The following is a 16,473-nucleotide window of genomic DNA, read 5'->3' on the forward strand; positions in this document are numbered from 1 at the left end:
TCAGGGAGCAGAGGGGTGCTCGCGGCTATCGCTCCTCGCACCTCGGGGAGCGGAGGGGTGTTCGCGGCTATCGCTCCTCGCACCTCAGGGCGAAGCCACTGCGCGGCAACACCGACGACAACGGCCCGACCCGCAGGAGCGGATCGGGCCGTGGGGCAGGATTCGGGCTAGGGCGCGACGATGTCGTCGTCGTCAGAGGCGCCGAAGCTGGTGAACGCGGTGTGCTTGGGCAGGCGGTAGGCCTCGCGGCCCAGCACGGTGTTGAGGATGCGTGCGTTGCGGACCGCGCCGATGTCGAGGTTCGGGGCCGAGACGCCGTGTGCGTGCTCCTCGGCGTTGGCGACGAAGATCCGGTTGGTCAAGGGATCGTCGGTCTCGATCTCGTGGTTGGCGCCGATCACGAGGCGCCCCCGCGAATCGCGGTGCAACGCAGACTCGATCGGGGCGAGGAAGTCTGCCTTGCGCGCCTGATAGCCCGTGCTGGCGATGACCATGTCGGTGGTGTGGGCCAGCTCGGAACCGGTGTCGAGGTGCCGGCCGCGAACACGCAACCTGCCGTCGGCGAGCGTGTCGAGACCCTCGACCTCGACCGAGATCCGCAGCTGCACCGGATTGAGCTTGTCCTGCAGCTGGCGTCGGTACAGCAGGTCGTGCAGCCGCTCGAGGGAATCGGTGGAGATGCCCTTGTGGAACTGCCAGTGCTGCGGGCGAACGCGGTCACGCGCGGCCTCGGGAAGGCTGTGGAAGTAGTCCATGTAGGCCGGCGTGGTCATCTCCAGCGACAGCTTCGTGAAGTCCAGCGGAGCGAACCACGGTGTGCGCGTCCACCATCGGACGGCGGGACCCCCGCGCAGGTTGGCCTCGAGGAGATCGATGACGATCTCGGCGCCCGACTGACCCGAACCGATCACCGTCACGGTGTCGGCGGCGAGGGCCTTCTCCTGGTTGAACAGGTAGTCGGAGCTGTGGACCACCGCCGGCGAATCCGACGAGAGTGCCTGCGGGACGAAGGGTTCGGTCCCGATGCCGACCACCACGTGGCGTGCGATGACCGTCGAGGAGCCCGTCGGAGTGTGCATGGTCACCCGGAACGCATCGGCCTCGGCGTCCCATGTCACCTCGTCGACCGTGGTGCTCCATCTCAGCGAGTCGAGCCGGGACACACACCAGAGGAGGTACGCCTCGTACTCGATGCGGGTCGGGAAGAAGTCCTCGCGCACCAGGAACCGGTACATCCGGTCGATGTCGGCCATGTAGTTCAGGAACGACAGCGGATGGGTCGGGTCGACGAGCGTCACCAGGTCGGACAGAAAGCTCACCTGCAGGGTGGCGTCGTCGAACATCAGGCCCGGGTGCCAGCGGAACTCGTCACGCGAGTCGACGACGAGGAGATCCACGTCGTCGAGCGTCGAGGCCAGCGCGGCGAGGCCCAGATTGAAAGGGCCGCAGCCGATCGCCAGTACGTCTACGTTCTCAACAGGGGTCATTCGGACACTCTCACCATTTCTTCACTGTGCGTTTCCGCGCCGGGCGCGGCGGTGCCTTCGGACTCCACCTCGAGGGCGACGCGCAGGAGCTCGTCGAACAGCTCGTCGATGTCGCTCTCCGAGGTCTCCGGGTTGAGGAGGGTCAGCTTCAGGCAGGTCTGCGGCTCGTCCTCGCCCGGCACCCGCACCTGGGTACGGCCGATGAGGGCCTTGCCGTCGGCGATCAGCCGACGCCGCAGTTCCCCGTTGACCGTATCGAGATCGGTGCAGCGGTAGCGGAACACGACGGTGGTCAGCGTGACCGGCGCGATGAGTTCGAGCTGCAGCTCGGTGGCGACTCGCTGCTCGGCGTACACCGCGAGATCGTTGCACCGGTCGAGCATCTCTCCCAGGGTGCGGCGCCCGTAGGCGAGCAGGGTCGTCGCGACCTTCAGAACATCGGGACGTCGGGTCGTCTGCAAGGTCTGACCGAGGAGGCCGCTGTATCCGGCCTCCACGTCGTCGTCGGGGTTGAGGTAGGCCACCGACCGGTTCAGGGACACGAAGCGATCCGCGTCGGACAGGAGCATGAGGCTCGCGGCGGCCGGCTGCCAGCCGACCTTGTGCAGGTCCAGGGTGACCGAGTCGGCGCGCTCGACGCCGGTGAGCAGACCAGCGAGGCGATCGGAGAACAGCGAACCGAATCCGTAGGCGGCGTCGACGTGCAACCAGATCTCGTGACGCTCGGCGATGTCGGCGATCTCGCCGAGCGGGTCGACGGTGCCGAAGTCGGTGGTGCCCGCGGTGGCGACGATCGCCAGCGGGGTGGCCGCGCCGGACTCCCGGATCGCCGCCTCGAGGGCCTCCGGGATCATCCGGTGCTGCGAGTCGACCTCGACCGGGATCACCGCGGTCTCGCCCAGTCCCAGTGCCGCACAAGCACGGTGGACCGAGAAGTGAGCCACACGCGAGCAGAAGACGACCGGACGCTGCAACGCCCCGACTCCGTCGTGACGCACGTCGACACCTCGGCGTGCGGCAGTGTGATCGCGCGCGATCATCAGCGCCAGCAGGTTCGAGATCGACCCGCCGGGGCTGAAGACACCGCCGGCGTGTTCGCCGAAACCGGCCAAACGCGCCAGGGACTGCACGGTCCACGTCTCGAGCGCGAGCGTGGCCGGACCCGAATCATAGGTGTCGAGTGAGGCATTGGTCGCCGATGCCAGCGCGTCGGCGGCGACCGCCACCGACAGGGGAGCGGGTTGCAGGTGCGCGGCGGCCATCGGGTGTGTGAGGTCGAGGCCGAACTCGGCCACCAGGCGAGCGAGTCGGGTCAGCGCCTCCGATTCGCCGATCCCGTTCTCCGGGATTCCGTGCGGACCGAGCAGTGCTGTCACCCCGCCCAGCACCGCGACGGGATCACCGCTGGGCAGCGGGGCGCCGTGGTGGTGGTCGCTGACCGCGGCGGCGATCTCGGCCAGGCCGCGTCCGACGTCGGCCCACCCGTCGCCGGGACGGGCGAATCGCGAGACACCCCAACTGGATCGGCGATCTTCGGACACTGGGTTCCCCCTTGTTGACTCTGGCGCTCGGTGGCGCGGCGGCACGCCGGTCATCCGGCGCTGCCCTTCTGCGGAGCGCGCTCGTCGAGGACCTCGAGGAGCGCGGAGACGGAGTGGTGCAACGACGTCGGGATCAGGTCGACGAGTGCGGTGAGTACCGCGGTGGCCCGGTCGGCCACCGCGTCGGGAACGATCCCCGGCTGATGATCCACCTCGACGTGGGTGCTGTCGTCGTCGGCCTCGAAGGCGATGGAGAGCGGGTAGTTGGCGATCCCGTTGAAGACCGAGTGGCAGGTGACCGGTGCGTCGGCGGGTTGCGGGATCCCGCGCAGGGGCGCGGGCCGGACCGAGGCCATGATCTCGATGACGGGGAATCGACCACCCTGCTGCCGCAACGCGGTGAGGATCGGCCCGAAATCGGTGCCGGAGTGTTCCATTGCCCGGTAGATCACCGAACCCGCATCGCGGAGGGCCTGTTCGACGGTGTCGTCGGGGTCGATGCGGAATCGCATCGGGATGATGTTGCCGCAGTAGCCGACATCCTGCGGTGACTGTGCCCGTCGCCGGTTGTCGGCCGGTACCACGAGGACGTGGTCGGCCGCGCCGGTCAGCGCGAACGCCGCGAGTGAGCAGACCCCGATCAGCAATGCATTGGGTGTCGCCCCGACGATCTGGGCGACCCGCCCGAAAGCGGTCAGCGAGTCGGCCGCGACCGGGGCGGCGACCTTGATGCCGTCGCGGTCGTCCATCGGCGACAGCCAGCTGTCGGCGGCGCTCTCCGTGGGCAGCTCACCCGTGAGCGGGTAGCGGACGTCCGCAGCGGCCCAGGTCGCGAGTGCGTGTCGGACCGCGTTGTCCGTCGCATCCGCCGCGGCAGTGGGATCGGTTGTCTCCGGGCGGGTTTCGGCGGTGATGTCTCCGGGCCAGGAACCCGACACCAGGGTGCCGAGGAGCAGTGGCCACGAGGTGTCGTCGACCGCCAGGTGGTGGACCACCAGGATCATCGTGACGTCTCCGTCCGACCCCGAGACGCGCAGCCGGAGTGGCACTTCCGAGCGAAGATCGAACGGGGTCCGCGTCAGGGCGGTCGCCGCGGGATCGGCATCGACGCCGGTGCCGATGCCGCTCGCAGCCGTCTCCGAGAGTCCCCAGGTCCACACCGTTCCCGATGCGTCCCACGATCCCGAGCTCGACACGGCGCGTCGACTCGGTGTGCCCGCGTCGTCGGTCTCGACCACGGAGCTCAGCACCCGGAATCGCTCGACGAGCAGTTCGGCGGAGGCGACGACCGAACTCAGCGTCCGGCTCCCGCCGAACCCCAGCACGAGTCCGATGTTGTGCGACACCGAGTCCGGGTCCAGCTCGTAGATCCGCCACATCCGACGCTCGGCGGTCCCGAACTCGCCGAACGGTACGGCTGTGTCCGGTGCGTCGGCGGAGCGAGCGGGACTGATGTCACCCGCCTGCGCGATCCGACGGCGCAGCAGTGTGAGTCGCTCTTCGGTCAACGCGGGCATGGTTCCCTCTCGGTCGACGGGGCGGCGGACGGCGTCGACGCCGCTGCGGACATGGCGTGCAATGCGTCCCAGTCGCGGACGACCTCGACCAGCTGGCCCGCCGCCCACCGCGGCGCCTGGTCCTGGAAATGATCGGAACGGGGGTCGCCGCTCACGCCCAGCGGGACGATCCAGCGGCTCGCGTTCCGGTCGGAGAGGTCCCACACATAGCGGGCCGCGGCACCGGTGATGCACAGGTGCGTACCGACCGCCGCGGCGTTGGCGAAGACGCTCTCGGCGTCGCCGGCCAGCGGGAGCGGCGTCGGACGCAGGGTCGCGAACAGGTCCGGATACTGCGGCGATGCGCCGACCAGGTCGAATCCGTGGATCGGTGCCAGCCGGTGGACGCTGCCCCAGGTGGGTGTGGCACCGAAGGTGGCGACCCGGGCCACCACGGCGTCGAGGGCGGCGACCGCCACGGCCTCGATGTCGATGCCGATCCCCGCCGTGTTGGCGACGACCGAGGTCAGTGCGGTGGCGAGGCGCGGTTCGGGAACGAACCACGGCTGGAACACCGCCGGGAAGCCGTGCGGCCCGCGCAGCGGGGCGAGGATGTCGGTGTTCGCCACACCGAGGACCAACTGGGTGCGGAACTCGGCATACAGGTAGGCGTCGGTGCTCTCGGCCTCCATGGAGCGGTCCCAGGCGACCAGTCGCTGCCGGACCTTCTCGGCCTCGTCGCTGTCGGCTCGCACGCGAGACAGCAACTCCTGGACCACCTTCGCCTGCTCGAGCCGCACGTCGGAGTGGATGTCGGCACAGTCCGCCGGACTCACGGACGTGAGCTCGTCGAGCAGTACCGCGATGCGGTCGGCGCGGAACGGTTCCACACACTCGCTCGTGAGCGGTTGCAGCGCAGGCACATCCGACATGCGCTGGTTGGCGGTGACGGTGATCGGGTTCCGAAGTGTCGCGTCGAAGTCGGGATCGCCGAGCGAACCCCGCTCGTATCCTCGCCACTGGTAGCGCTCGTCCCAGCCGGGTACCGGCAGCCAGTAGTTCTCGGGTGCACGGACCGGCACCCGGCCGGCCACGTGGGTGGCGACGGTGCCGTCGGCATGGCCGATGACTGCCCGGTTGACCGGTTCGACCCAGTTGGCCAGCGCCGCTTCGACATCGGCGACGGTCCGCACGAAGAGCAGATCGAGCGGCGCGTCGAAGGTGACCTCCTCGGAGAGCAGCGGAGACCGCATGCTCATCGCGAACGCGTCCTCGGGACCGCCGAAGACGACGGCACCGTTCGGAGTGGTGATCACCTGCACCGCCACGGGTTCGGCGTCCCGGACCAGGATCGTCTCGGTGCTGACCCCGGCCGGCACCCGGGTCCCGCCCGGCACCTCGACCAGGAGCGTGCCGGCATCGTCGCGCGTCAACCGCTCGAGGTACAGATCCTGGTAGTCACCCATCGCGTTCGTGATGCCCCAGGCGATGTCGTCGCCCTGGCAGAAGTGGGGGACCCCAGGAACGCCGGCAAAGGCGAACCCGGCCATGTCGAATGCGTCCGAAGGACCGGTCGAGGCGAGATGGAACTGCTGGTAGATGCCCGGAAGTTCGAGAAAGCGATGCGGGTCGCCGGCGACGATCGGCGCACCGGTCGAGCTGCGTTCCGCGGAGACTCCCCACGCGTTGCTGCCCGACATCGGGTCACCGAGGTCGACCGCGGGGGATGGCTCCTCCGGGGACGCCGGCCGGGTGATCGCCAGGATCTCGTCCAGGAATGCCTCGTCGGGCATCGCGGGCATCGTGGGATCGGTCTCCCGTGTCTCGAAGTCCCAGAATCGCAGGGCATCCAGACCGAGCGTGCGGCAGGCGTGCAGGCGGAACAGCTTGGTGGTGAACCGTCCGAACAGTACGTGGTGCATGATGAACACCGAGATCGGTGTCCACGGCCGCCACGGTTGTGGCCGATGCGCTAGTGCCTCGAGTTCCGGTGCGGCAGCGGAGGTCTCGGGGTCGTCGAGCGTGCTGTTCACCCCGGCGGCATAGGCGGTGACGAGATCGCGGGTGCGGGTCGACGATGCCTCGAAGATCCGTTTGGCCGCGGCGTCGAGCTGGGCTCGGCGGGCGAAGGTGTCCCACTCGATGCACGAGGCTCCGAAGACCTCGGCGGTGCGTCCCTCGGCGCGCAGCCGCATGAACTCGATCTGCCAGCGTCGGTCCTCGCCACATGCCCGGCCCTGACCGTACAGCGCGCCCGCCGGCGTCGTCGCGCGGACGTGCGGGATGCCGTGCCCGTCTCGCAGGATCTCCACGTCCGGGTGTCCGCTGGTGTGGGTTGCGGTCATGTCGGTCACCGGTCCCTGTGCGATGCAACCGGATTGGCGAGCCGGTGACCGGCGTCGATCAGTGAGGCATAGGAGTCCTCGATGTCGACCATGCGCTTGTTGTTGCGCAACTGCAGACCGTTCATGTGCACCGCTCCGAACTCCGGTGCGAACAGGTCCCAACGGGTGAGACGGTCCTCCAGTTCGGGATGGGCGGCCACGAACTCGCGCAGGCTCTCGCCGACAAGTGACCAGAACTCGTCGTCGTCGACGAGGCCGTGTGTGTGCAGGACCTCGGCGAGCGGGCGCAGGAAGTCGTCGAAGACATCCGACAGGACACCCAGGTTGCGGATCTCGTCCGGCTCGGTGGTCCGGACACGGGCGCAGCTCTCGGGGAGTCCCTCCGCCTTCCCGAACACCGACACCTCCTCGCCGATGTCCTTCAGGATGGCGCGCACCGGAATGCCGTCGGCGAGAACCAGGATGAGGTTCTCACCGTGGGGGGAGAACTTCAGCTCGTACCGGTAGAGCAGGTAGGCGATGGGATGCAGATAGGTCCGCAGGTAGCGGCGGACCCACTCGGTCGCCGGGACTCCCGAACGTTCGATGAACGCGCCCACCAACGGCTCGCCCAGGTGATCGACGTGCAGCAGCGCGGCCATGGTCGACAGTTGCTCGTCGGCGGCGGTCAACGGCACCGGACTCTGGCGCCACAGCGCCGACAGGATCTTGCGGTACTCCGATCCCGGCTGGGTGATCGGCGTGAAGGTCGGGCTGCGGTAACCGATCGCGGCGACCTCGAAGATCATCTCGAAACCGATCGCCGCGAGGTACTGGTCGTCGGCGACGAGTCTGCGGACCCAGTTGTTGATGAGCGGTGTCGTACGCATGTAGTCGGCCGACATCCCGCGTGTGAACCCCATGTTCACGATGGACAGCGCGACCTTGACGTAATTGCGGGTCGGCGTGGTGGCGTTGAACACCGTACGGATCGACTGCTGGGCCTGGTAGAGGTCAGGACTCGTCCCCACCTCGACGATGCGCCGGCCGGCGATGTCGGCGGAGTACAGCTTCTGTACCTTCTCGACCCACTGCCAGGGGTGGACCGGCAAGTACCGGTAATCCGCAGGGTCGCAACCGGCTTCGACGAGCGCGGCGTCGAAACCCGCCAGGGTCTCCGCGCCCAGCTCGTCGAGGAGCAACGCGTCGTAGTCGACATCGTCGACGGTGGCGACGTCACAGTCCTCGCGACGGGCGGCCAGCCAGACGAGGCGGAAGTGGTTGCCGACCTCGGGCGCATACCGCTCGATGTCCTCGGCACTGAATCCGAGACGGCCGGCGTTGGCGACGATGCACGGATGCCCCTCGGTCATCGTCGCCTCGATGGTCTGGAAGTCGGCGTGCGCGAGATCTGCTGCCGCGATGCGGCGTACGTCCGGACGCTCGGCACTGATGGCCAGGGTGTTGATGAACTCCTCGAGGTACTCCGGCAGCGCCTGGGGTCCGATGCCCACCAACGGTGCGAGGTCGACGATCATGGCGACCGCGTCGATCGGGAGTTCGGCGCCGTCCTGTACACGACGCAACGACGACTCGTCGATCGCCCAGCTGTCCAGGGCGAGACGATCGGCGCGGAAGTGGTACTCGGTGTGGCCGTCGGCGGAGGAGACGAGATAGCCGCCGTCTCCGGTCGCCACCGGATCGAGCGCCCGCTCGTGGGAGAATTCGGCGAGGATCTTCTTCGCGATCCTGGTGTGATACGTCTGGCGATGGCTTCGCGCACCCGACCCCCCGGCCGTGCGCACCGCGAACCCCTGCGTGGTCTCGATGTCCTGGAGAGTCAACGATCTACGCCCCCAGGTCCGTGACCTCGACCGGTCCGACAGACCTGCCGTTGTCGGTCACCGCGAGGAAATCGGCTCGGGTGCAGTAGCTCAGGTGCGCGGTCTTGTTCCCGACGGGGTAGTCCCCGTCGACCCGGAATCCCACGCTCGCGTTCAGGCGGTGCACGGCCTTGTTGCGGACGTCCGGCTCGACGACGACGCGGGCGGCGCCGACCTCGAGGATCGCGGTGCGCATGATGTGCAGCATCACCGCGCCGGTGAAGCCGGGAAGTGACTGTTCGGCGTGGGCGACCAGCAGATGCATGCCGATGTCGCCGTCGGCGGGCACGTAACCGCTGGCGGGGTCGGCGAGTTCACTGGTGGCCGGGTCGTAGAGCTCGAACAGGAACTGCGGGTGCCCGTCGTGGTAGCCCAGGCGCATTCCATAAGGCGTACCGGCCGTGGCCTCCGCCGAATCGCGAATCATCTTCTCCACGTCGGCGACTGAGCTGTCGAGCATGTCCCAGTACTTGGCCTTGGGATGGGTGAGCCAGCCGTGGACGGTCGCGGCGTGCGACACGTCGTCGAGATCGACCGAGTTCAGGTCGTAGGTCGGTGCGGAGGAAATGGTCATGATGCCTTTGCTCTGGGAGATGGTCTGGCGTTGTGGGCGTCAGGTGTGCCGGATGCGGTCAACTGCTCGCGATCTCGGCCTCCACCTGTTCGTCGGTGAGGTGCATGACGTCGAGGAAGGTCTGCGCCACGAAGGCCGCCCGTTCCCCGTCGAGTTCGGTCAGACGCCTCGCGAGACCGGCGATGGTTCGCTCGGTGAAGATGTCGGCGACCGAGAGCCCGGGCGCGTCGAGCCACTGGCGCGAGAGCGCTACCACCCGGGTGGCCTGGACCGAATCGCCGCCCAGGGAGATGAAGTCCTCGGTGACACTCACCGGCGGGGTGGGCAGGACTTCGCCGAAGATCAGCGTGAGTGCCTCCTCGACGGGGCCGCGCGGCGCGACCGCCTCGATCGGGTCGTCGTCGGTACGGGTGCCCGCGGCGATGGCCTTGCGATCGTGTTTGCCGTTCGGCGTCAGCGGGAACCGGTCCAGAACCGTGATGGATCGCGGGACCATGTGCGGCGGAAGGGTTTCCGACAACCGGGCGCCGAGGTCGGCGTCGTCGTCGGTCGATCCGGCGGTGAGCACGACCGCGGCGCGGAGGTCGCGGCCGTCGGACCAGGCGACCGCCGAGCCCACACCGGACAGACCCAGGAGGCCGGCCTCGACCTCGCCGAGCTCGACACGGTAGCCACGGATCTTGACCATGTGGTCGGCGCGACCCAGGAAATCGAGGAAGCCACCGGGCAGGTAGCGCGCGAGATCGCCGGTGCGGTACCAGCGTTGGCCCTCATGTTCGACGAATCGGTCGGCCGTGCGGTCCGGATCGCCCCGGTACCCGTCGGCCACTCCGGCTCCGCCGATCCACAGTTCGCCGGGGACGAGGTCGGGACGATCGCGGCCGGCGTCGTCGACGACTCGGCAGCGCACGCCGCGCAACGGTATCCCGTACGGCACGAACGCCATTCCCGCCGGGACGGCGTCCGCTTCGCAGATCGTGGAGTGGATGGCCGTCTCGGTGGTGCCGCCGAGGCCCGCGACCCGGCAGTCGGGCAGTTGCGCGGCGACGCGCTCGAGCAGTGACACGTCGACCTTGTCGCCGCCCATGATGACCATCCGCAGTGATGCGGGCAGGGGCGCGAGGTCCAGGAGCATGCCGAGGATGGACGGCACGCAGTTGAGGACACTCACCGAGTGCTGGGTGAGCAGTCGCGCCCAGTCGTCGACCTTGGTCTGCTCGTCGTCTCCCGGTACGACGACGGCACCGCCGACGGCGAGCAGACCGAAGATGTCGAAGACGGAGAGGTCGAATTCCAGCGACGACACCTGCAGGCTGCGATCGTCGGCTCCGATGGCGAACCGGTCGACGAGGTCGGTGATGGTCGCGACCGCGGCGCGATGCGGAACCTGCACCCCCTTGGGCAGTCCGGTCGAGCCGGAGGTGAACAGGACGTAGGCGAGGTCGTCGGCAGTCACCGCGACCGGCTCGATCGGCTCAGCGAGCCGGGCGTCGTCGAGCGCGAGTACGACGCTGTCGGTGGATGCCCAGCCGGCGGGGTCGGCGGTGAGAACCGCGGCCGGAGTGGCCACGTCGACGATCCGCTCGCGTCGCGCCCGGGGCTGCGTGGGGGCGATCGGGACGTAGGCTGCGCCGGCGGCGAGAACTCCGAGTGCCGCGACGACCTGATCCCCGCCCTTGGGCAGATGGACGACGACCGTGTCGCCGGGCCCGACGCCGGCCGCGACGAGTGTTGCCGCGACGCGTCGTGCCTCGTCGGCCAGTTCGGCGTGGGTCCACGAACGTGCGTCGGACACGACAGCCGGTGCGTCGCCCCGTTCGGCGGCCCGGGTGAAGAAGGTGCTGTGCAGGGTGCCGTCGAAGGTGTCGGTGACTGGCAGCGGGTTCTCCACCGAAAGTCGCTGGGCGCGAACCTCGGCGGTGATCGGATCCGGTGCGGGCACATCCCATTCGCCGTCGACGAGCAGCCCGAGGAGGCGGACGTAGTGGTCGAACATCGAACGTGCGGTGGTGAGTTCGAGGTCGGAGGCGCGGACGTCCCAGTTGAGGAGGAGACCGCCGGCCACCTCGGTCACCTGGGCGTCGAGGAGGACCTGCGGACCCTGCGAGACGATCCAGGACGGATCGCCCAGCACGTCGGTCGCCTGCTGGGAGAACAGGTCGCCCAGTCCCAATGCGCTGGTGAACACGATCGGGGAGACGACCGGCTCGCCGCGGTGGCGGCTCAACTCGCGCAGCACGTCCAGTCCGCTCATCGAACCGTGGGCGGCGGCCTCGTGCATCGACGACCGCATCGACCGCGCTCGCTCGGCGAGCGTGGCCGGCTCGCTCAGGTCGACGCCCACGAGGATCGACGAGGTGAAGTCGCCGACCACCTGCTCGACGTCCGGATGGATCTGGGGGCGGTCGAACAAGGGCACGGTGAGCAGGAATCGCGATGTGGCCGAATGCGTTCCGACGGCCTCGGCGAACACCGCGGCGACGGCGGCCGCGGGGGTGACCCCGCGACGGTGCGCGTGCTCCTCGAGCCGCTTCCAGTCCGAGGCGGACACGGAGTGATGGAGGCGGACACTGTGCGGCTCGACCTCGCCCCGCGCCGCGCGTTCGTCGAGCGGGAGCTCGGGCGGCCCGGGCAGCGTGGGAATGCGTTCGCGCCACCACGTCACGTCGTCGTCGAGGGTCTCGCGGGAGGTGCGGTCCGCGGTGATCGTCGCGAAGGTGACCCCGAGCTCGGGCAGCGTCTCGCCGCGGTACAGGCGAGCGAGGTCGTCCACGAGGACGCGGTAGCTCATCGCGTCCGCGGCGATCATGTCCACGTCGAGGTGGACACGGGTCGCATTGCCCGGCAGGAGACTCAGTTCGGCGCGGATGACCGCCCCTTCGTCGACCGGTAGCGTGCGGTGTGTTCCGTCGGTGCGCTTCGCCGCCAGGATCTGTTCGACCATCTCCGTCGAGTGGCTTCGGAGGTCGTGCACGGCAATGGCTTCGGGGTGCGCCGGCCCGATCTCCTGGGTGCCGTCGGGGTGCACGCGGACACGCAGCATCGGGTGGCGTTCCATCAGCGCGGACATGGCCGAGGCAAAGCGTTCGGGGTCGACGTCGGAACCGTCGAATTCGATGTACAGGTGGGCGGCGACGTTGCCGAAGGCGTGGCTGTCCGATCGCCCGATCCAGTAGGCGTGCTGCATCGGAGCGAGCGGGAAGGGGCCCGCGGTCGCTTCGGGCAGCGGCGGCGCCGTGTCGTCGGCGGCCGGCGTCGGGGCGCCGCCCAGAAGTTCTGTCCAGGCGGTGATGGTGGGTTGTGCGGCCAGGCGGGCGAAGTCGATGTCGATGCCGCGTTTGCGCCAGGTGCCGGCCAGTCGCATCATCCGCAGTGAATCGAGTCCCTGGGCGATGAGATCCTGCTCCGGGTCGATCGACTCGGGGGACACACCGAGCGCGGCGCCCACCTCGCCGCGGATGTCGGGTGCCGTGGCCGCGTCGGACGCGGACGGGCGGTCACCGGATGTGGTCGTGTCGCCGGTGCGATCAGCCGATGCGCGCAGAAGTTCTGTCCAGGCGGTGATGGTCGGTTGTGCGGCCAGGCGGGCGAAGTCGATGTCGATGCCGCGTTTGCGCCAGGTGCCGGCCAGTCGCATCATCCGCAGTGAATCGAGTCCCTGGGCGATGAGATCCTGCTCCGGGTCGATCGACTCGGGCGTCAGGCCGAGGGCCTGGGCCACCTCGGCGACGACGTCGGCCGCGGTGGTGAGGTCCGTGGTCTGGGAATTCGTGGCCATCAGCCGGCGTGCCTCTCGCAGTTCGGTGACATGGTTACTCAGGCTGGGGAAACCCGCATTTAGGGTAGGTTATACTAACTAACCGCTCTGCCCAATCCCTGGGCATGCCGGCGAGATCCCCCTGAGCCGACGCAAATTAGGTTAGCCTAAGTTCGGCTCGATCGTCCCATCGGATGATGCGGATCACGCTGTGACATCGACGGGATCTGGGTCTTGTGTCCGACAAAGATTAGGCTACCCTACCCAAATGGCGCGAACGTTCGTGTTCGCCATGACCAGCGGTCGGGGACGACACGCGGTATGACCACTCGGTCGCTCACCCGACCGGAAGACGATCACAAGGACCGACGCCACGTGCTGGCGAGAACGGGAAACGAGAATGTCGCAGAACAGCGTGATCCTGGAAGAATCGGGCTCGACCAATGCGTTGGCCGCCACCGTTCGTGAGGCGATGCTGGCGGGAGACACGAGTCTGTCCGTCCTCGACTCCGACACCGGTGAATGGGTGACGACCCCGTGGCGTGAGGTCCATGCCCGCGCCGAGCAGATCTCCGTGCAACTGCTCGCCGACAGCGAACTGCACGAGCCGCAGGCCCTCGGTCTGATCGGAGACCCCACAGTGGATCTGATCGCCGCCATCCAGGGTGCATGGCTCGCCGGCGTGCCGGTCAGCATCTTGCCGGGGCCGATCCGAGGGGCCGACGAGGAGCGCTGGGCGCAGAACACCTACCAGCGTTTCGTGTCGATCGGCGTCGGCACCGTCCTCGGCAGCGGCGCGCAGCTCGACCTCCTGTCGAAGGTCGAAGGCAGGCTGCACATCGCGCGAGTGGGCGAGTACGGCCTCGGGGCCGACACCACGGGCTTCGTCGCGCGCAACGTCAACGGCAACACGATCGCCGTCCTGCAGGGCACCGCCGGCTCGACCGGTGACCCGAAGACCGCGGTCCTGCCCGCCTCGGCGGTCTACTCCAACGCGATCGAACTCGTCAGCCGGCTCGGCCTTCACCGCACGCGCGACACCGGCTTCAGCTGGCTTCCGCTCTACCACGACATGGGCCTGATGTTCCTGCTCGCGGGGATGACGACAGGGATCTCGGCCTACATCGTGCCGAACACGGCCTTCGCCGCGGCTCCCTTCAAGTGGATGCAGTGGCTCACCGAGACCAAGACGACGGTCACCGCGGCGCCGAACTTCGCCTACGACATCCTCGGCCGGTACGGCAAACTGCTGCGCGACGTCGATCTCTCGCACCTGCGCGTCGCGATCAGCGGCGGCGAGCCGATCGACGCCGACGCCTTCGACAAGTTCCTCGAGGCGACCGCCCCGTTCGGCTTCGATCCGTCCGCTGCCGCGCCCGCCTACGGCATGGCCGAGTCCGCGTGCGCGGTCACGATGCCCGCTGTCGGCGAGGGTGCGCACTACGACGAGGTCACCGTGACCCCGCCTGGCGGGGGCGAGCCGATTCGTCGTCGCTACGCGATCCTGGGTAAACCGCTGGGCGGCATGCAGGTTCGCATCGTGGAGCCGAACGTCGACGTCCCGATGATCGACGGGCGCAACGTCGGGCACGTGGAGATCCGCGGCGCATCGATGATGCGCGGGTACCTCGGGGACGCCGATCTCGGTGCCGGTGAATGGTTCTCGACCGGAGACCTCGGCTACCTCGTCGACGACCGGTTGGTGATCTGCGGCCGGGCCAAAGAAGTCATCATCGTCGCCGGCCGCAATCTGTTCCCGATCGAGATCGAGCGGGCCGCCGCCGAGGTGGCCGGGGTCCGTCGCGGCGGTGTCGTGGCGATGGCGCGGGGCGAGGGGTCGGCCCGCCCGGGCCTGGTGATCCTCGCCGAGTACAAGGGTTCCGACCCCGACAAGGCGCGCGCCGAGGTCAACTCCGAAGTCGCGTCGGCGTGCGGGATCATGCCCGCCGAGGTGATCTTCGTCGCGCCGGACTCGGTGCCCCGCACCACGTCCGGCAAGATCCGCCGCCTCGAGACCCGCCAGATGGTCGAAGACGGCACGTTCGAGTAGGTCCGATTTTCCGTGATGCGTCGTGTCATGCCGACGGTCACGAGAATGACAGTGTCTCTCCGGCTCGATCACCGGGCCGGAGAGACACTGTAGAGAGGTTCTCCACATGAGCGAGGTATCGACCAAGGGGCGCGGCTGGCAGGGCGCGGTCATGAAGATCCTGGGCGGTGACGACTACACCTTCACCGTCACCGCGAAGGAATCGGTGACCGATCACTACCTGCGTCTGCGCTTTCATGGGGGTGGGCTCCTCGCCGACGCCACGATCCACCCGACCATGTGGGTACGGCTGTGGTTCGCCGACGGCGGCAAGCTGCATCAGCGTGGCTACACGCTCGTCGATCCCGACCCGGCCACGGACACCTTCGACATCGAGTTCGCCATCCACGACGGCACCGCCGCACGGTGGGCCCAGGAAGCGGAGGTGGGAGAGACCATCGGCGCCACCCTGATGGGCTCCAAGTTCGCCATCCCCGATCCGGCGCCGACGGGCTGGCTCATCGCCGGCGACACCGCCTCACTCCCCGCGATCAACTCGTTGCTCGACACGCTCGGCGAGTCCGGGGCGGGCGCGACGATCTGGTTCGAATACCAGCACGAGAGCGACAGGTCGCTGCCGCTGCGGGTCCGTGACCAGGACACGGTCCACTGGATCCCGCGCGGACGCGACGGTTCGGACCTCGTCGACGCGGTTCGGTCCGCCGCCTTCGACGCCTCCGACCATTTCGGCTGGGTCGCACTCGATTCCACGAGCACTCGCGCAGTCGCGGGACTGTTCCGGGCCGAGTACGGGCTGACCAAGAAATCGGTGAAATCCCAGGCCTACTGGATCGTCGGCAAGTCGTTCGCCTGACCGGCCTGACCGGCCGGGCGCGCTGACGCTCCGTCGTCGACGGACTGCTTCGAGGCCGCGCGCCCGGGTGGGCTCAGTCGTCGGTGACCGTGATGGTGACGTCGATGTTGCCGCGTGTGGCGTTGGAGTAGGGGCACACCTCGTGCGCCTTGTCCGCGAGTTCCTGGGCCTGGTCGTGGTCGAGATGGGGCAGTGTCACCTCGAGGTTCACGGCGAGTCCGAAAGCTCCTCCGTCGAGGGCCCCGATGCTCACCTGCGCGCCCACCGACGAGTCTTCGACGTTGGCGCCGGCCTGCTTGGACACCAGGCGCAGGGCCGAGTGGAAACAGGCGGCATACCCGATTGCGAAGAGCTGCTCGGGGTTCGTCCCCTGGCCGGACCCGCCGAGGGCCGGCGGGGTGGCGAGGGCGACGTCGACCTGGCCGTCGCTGGTGCGGCCGTGTCCGTTACGGCCGTCGCCGGTGGCGATTGCTTCAGCGGTGTAGATCGCTTTCATGGTGTTCTCCTT

10 protein-coding genes are annotated in these 16,473 nt (G+C 68.5%); 2 read left to right on the forward strand and 8 right to left on the reverse strand.

Annotation, left to right across the window (positions count from 1 at the left end; translation table 11 throughout):
- Positions 1–167: 167 nt before the first annotated feature.
- Genes AC3B5T_RS09785 through AC3B5T_RS09815 form a run of 7 tightly spaced genes read right to left on the reverse strand, consistent with a single transcriptional unit; the run spans position 168 to position 13,083 of the window.
- Positions 168–1,487 carry a lysine N(6)-hydroxylase/L-ornithine N(5)-oxygenase family protein gene (locus AC3B5T_RS09785; RefSeq protein WP_010844749.1) on the reverse strand — a complete coding sequence of 440 codons (1,320 nt, stop codon included), beginning with the start codon at positions 1,485–1,487 and terminating at the stop codon, positions 168–170.
- The gene (locus AC3B5T_RS09790; RefSeq protein WP_055476976.1) at positions 1,484–3,028 is read right to left on the reverse strand and encodes a pyridoxal phosphate-dependent decarboxylase family protein; all 1,545 of its coding nucleotides are present in this window, start codon (positions 3,026–3,028) and stop codon (positions 1,484–1,486) included. Before AC3B5T_RS09790 ends, AC3B5T_RS09785 begins: the two co-directional genes overlap by 4 nt.
- A 50-nt stretch (positions 3,029–3,078) precedes the next feature.
- Positions 3,079–4,545: a condensation domain-containing protein gene (locus AC3B5T_RS09795; RefSeq protein WP_055476975.1), complete on the reverse strand. Its 1,467-nt coding sequence runs from the start codon at positions 4,543–4,545 to the stop codon at positions 3,079–3,081.
- On the reverse strand, positions 4,533–6,869 hold the full coding sequence (locus tag AC3B5T_RS09800) for a penicillin acylase family protein (RefSeq protein ID WP_055476989.1): 2,337 nt from the start codon (positions 6,867–6,869) through the stop codon (positions 4,533–4,535). The genes AC3B5T_RS09795 and AC3B5T_RS09800 overlap by 13 nt, the downstream gene beginning before the upstream one ends.
- A gap of 5 nt (positions 6,870–6,874) precedes the next feature.
- Positions 6,875–8,692, reverse strand: coding sequence for an IucA/IucC family protein (locus AC3B5T_RS09805; RefSeq protein ID WP_055476974.1), 1,818 nt, complete (start codon positions 8,690–8,692; stop codon positions 6,875–6,877).
- A gap of 4 nt (positions 8,693–8,696) precedes the next feature.
- Positions 8,697–9,305: a GNAT family N-acetyltransferase gene (locus tag AC3B5T_RS09810; protein WP_055476973.1), complete on the reverse strand. Its 609-nt coding sequence runs from the start codon at positions 9,303–9,305 to the stop codon at positions 8,697–8,699.
- 58 nt (positions 9,306–9,363) lie between these two features.
- The gene (locus AC3B5T_RS09815) at positions 9,364–13,083 is read right to left on the reverse strand and encodes a non-ribosomal peptide synthetase (protein WP_488358560.1); all 3,720 of its coding nucleotides are present in this window, start codon (positions 13,081–13,083) and stop codon (positions 9,364–9,366) included.
- 379 nt (positions 13,084–13,462) lie between these two features.
- Between AC3B5T_RS09815 and mbtM the strand changes: the two genes are divergently transcribed.
- Together mbtM and AC3B5T_RS09825 are read left to right on the forward strand one after the other, a co-directional pair.
- On the forward strand, positions 13,463–15,112 hold the full coding sequence (mbtM, locus tag AC3B5T_RS09820) for a long-chain-fatty acid--ACP ligase MbtM (RefSeq protein WP_010844016.1): 1,650 nt from the start codon (positions 13,463–13,465) through the stop codon (positions 15,110–15,112).
- A gap of 106 nt (positions 15,113–15,218) precedes the next feature.
- The gene (locus AC3B5T_RS09825; RefSeq protein ID WP_055476497.1) at positions 15,219–15,965 is read left to right on the forward strand and encodes a siderophore-interacting protein; all 747 of its coding nucleotides are present in this window, start codon (positions 15,219–15,221) and stop codon (positions 15,963–15,965) included.
- Between the two features lie 73 nt (positions 15,966–16,038).
- On the opposite strand, the gene AC3B5T_RS09830 is transcribed toward AC3B5T_RS09825, so the two are convergent.
- Complete coding sequence (locus tag AC3B5T_RS09830) at positions 16,039–16,461, reverse strand: organic hydroperoxide resistance protein (RefSeq protein WP_010844018.1); 423 nt, start codon at positions 16,459–16,461, stop codon at positions 16,039–16,041.
- Positions 16,462–16,473: the final 12 nt, after the last annotated feature.

It is taken from the genome of Gordonia sp. G4, from assembly GCF_057770005.1.

What these genes read in the sequence shown, in the direction of transcription:
- AC3B5T_RS09785 (WP_010844749.1), bottom strand. Translation starts at nt 1,487, where the DNA reads ATGACCCCTGTTGAGAACGTAGACGTACTGGCGATCGGCTGCGGCCCT.
- AC3B5T_RS09795 (WP_055476975.1), bottom strand. Translation starts at nt 4,545, where the DNA reads ATGCCCGCGTTGACCGAAGAGCGACTCACACTGCTGCGCCGTCGGATC.
- AC3B5T_RS09800 (WP_055476989.1), bottom strand. Translation starts at nt 6,869, where the DNA reads ATGACCGCAACCCACACCAGCGGACACCCGGACGTGGAGATCCTGCGA.
- AC3B5T_RS09810 (WP_055476973.1), bottom strand. Translation starts at nt 9,305, where the DNA reads ATGACCATTTCCTCCGCACCGACCTACGACCTGAACTCGGTCGATCTC.
- AC3B5T_RS09815 (WP_488358560.1), bottom strand. Translation starts at nt 13,083, where the DNA reads ATGGCCACGAATTCCCAGACCACGGACCTCACCACCGCGGCCGACGTC.
- mbtM (WP_010844016.1), top strand. Translation starts at nt 13,463, where the DNA reads ATGTCGCAGAACAGCGTGATCCTGGAAGAATCGGGCTCGACCAATGCG.
- AC3B5T_RS09825 (WP_055476497.1), top strand. Translation starts at nt 15,219, where the DNA reads ATGAGCGAGGTATCGACCAAGGGGCGCGGCTGGCAGGGCGCGGTCATG.
- AC3B5T_RS09830 (WP_010844018.1), bottom strand. Translation starts at nt 16,461, where the DNA reads ATGAAAGCGATCTACACCGCTGAAGCAATCGCCACCGGCGACGGCCGT.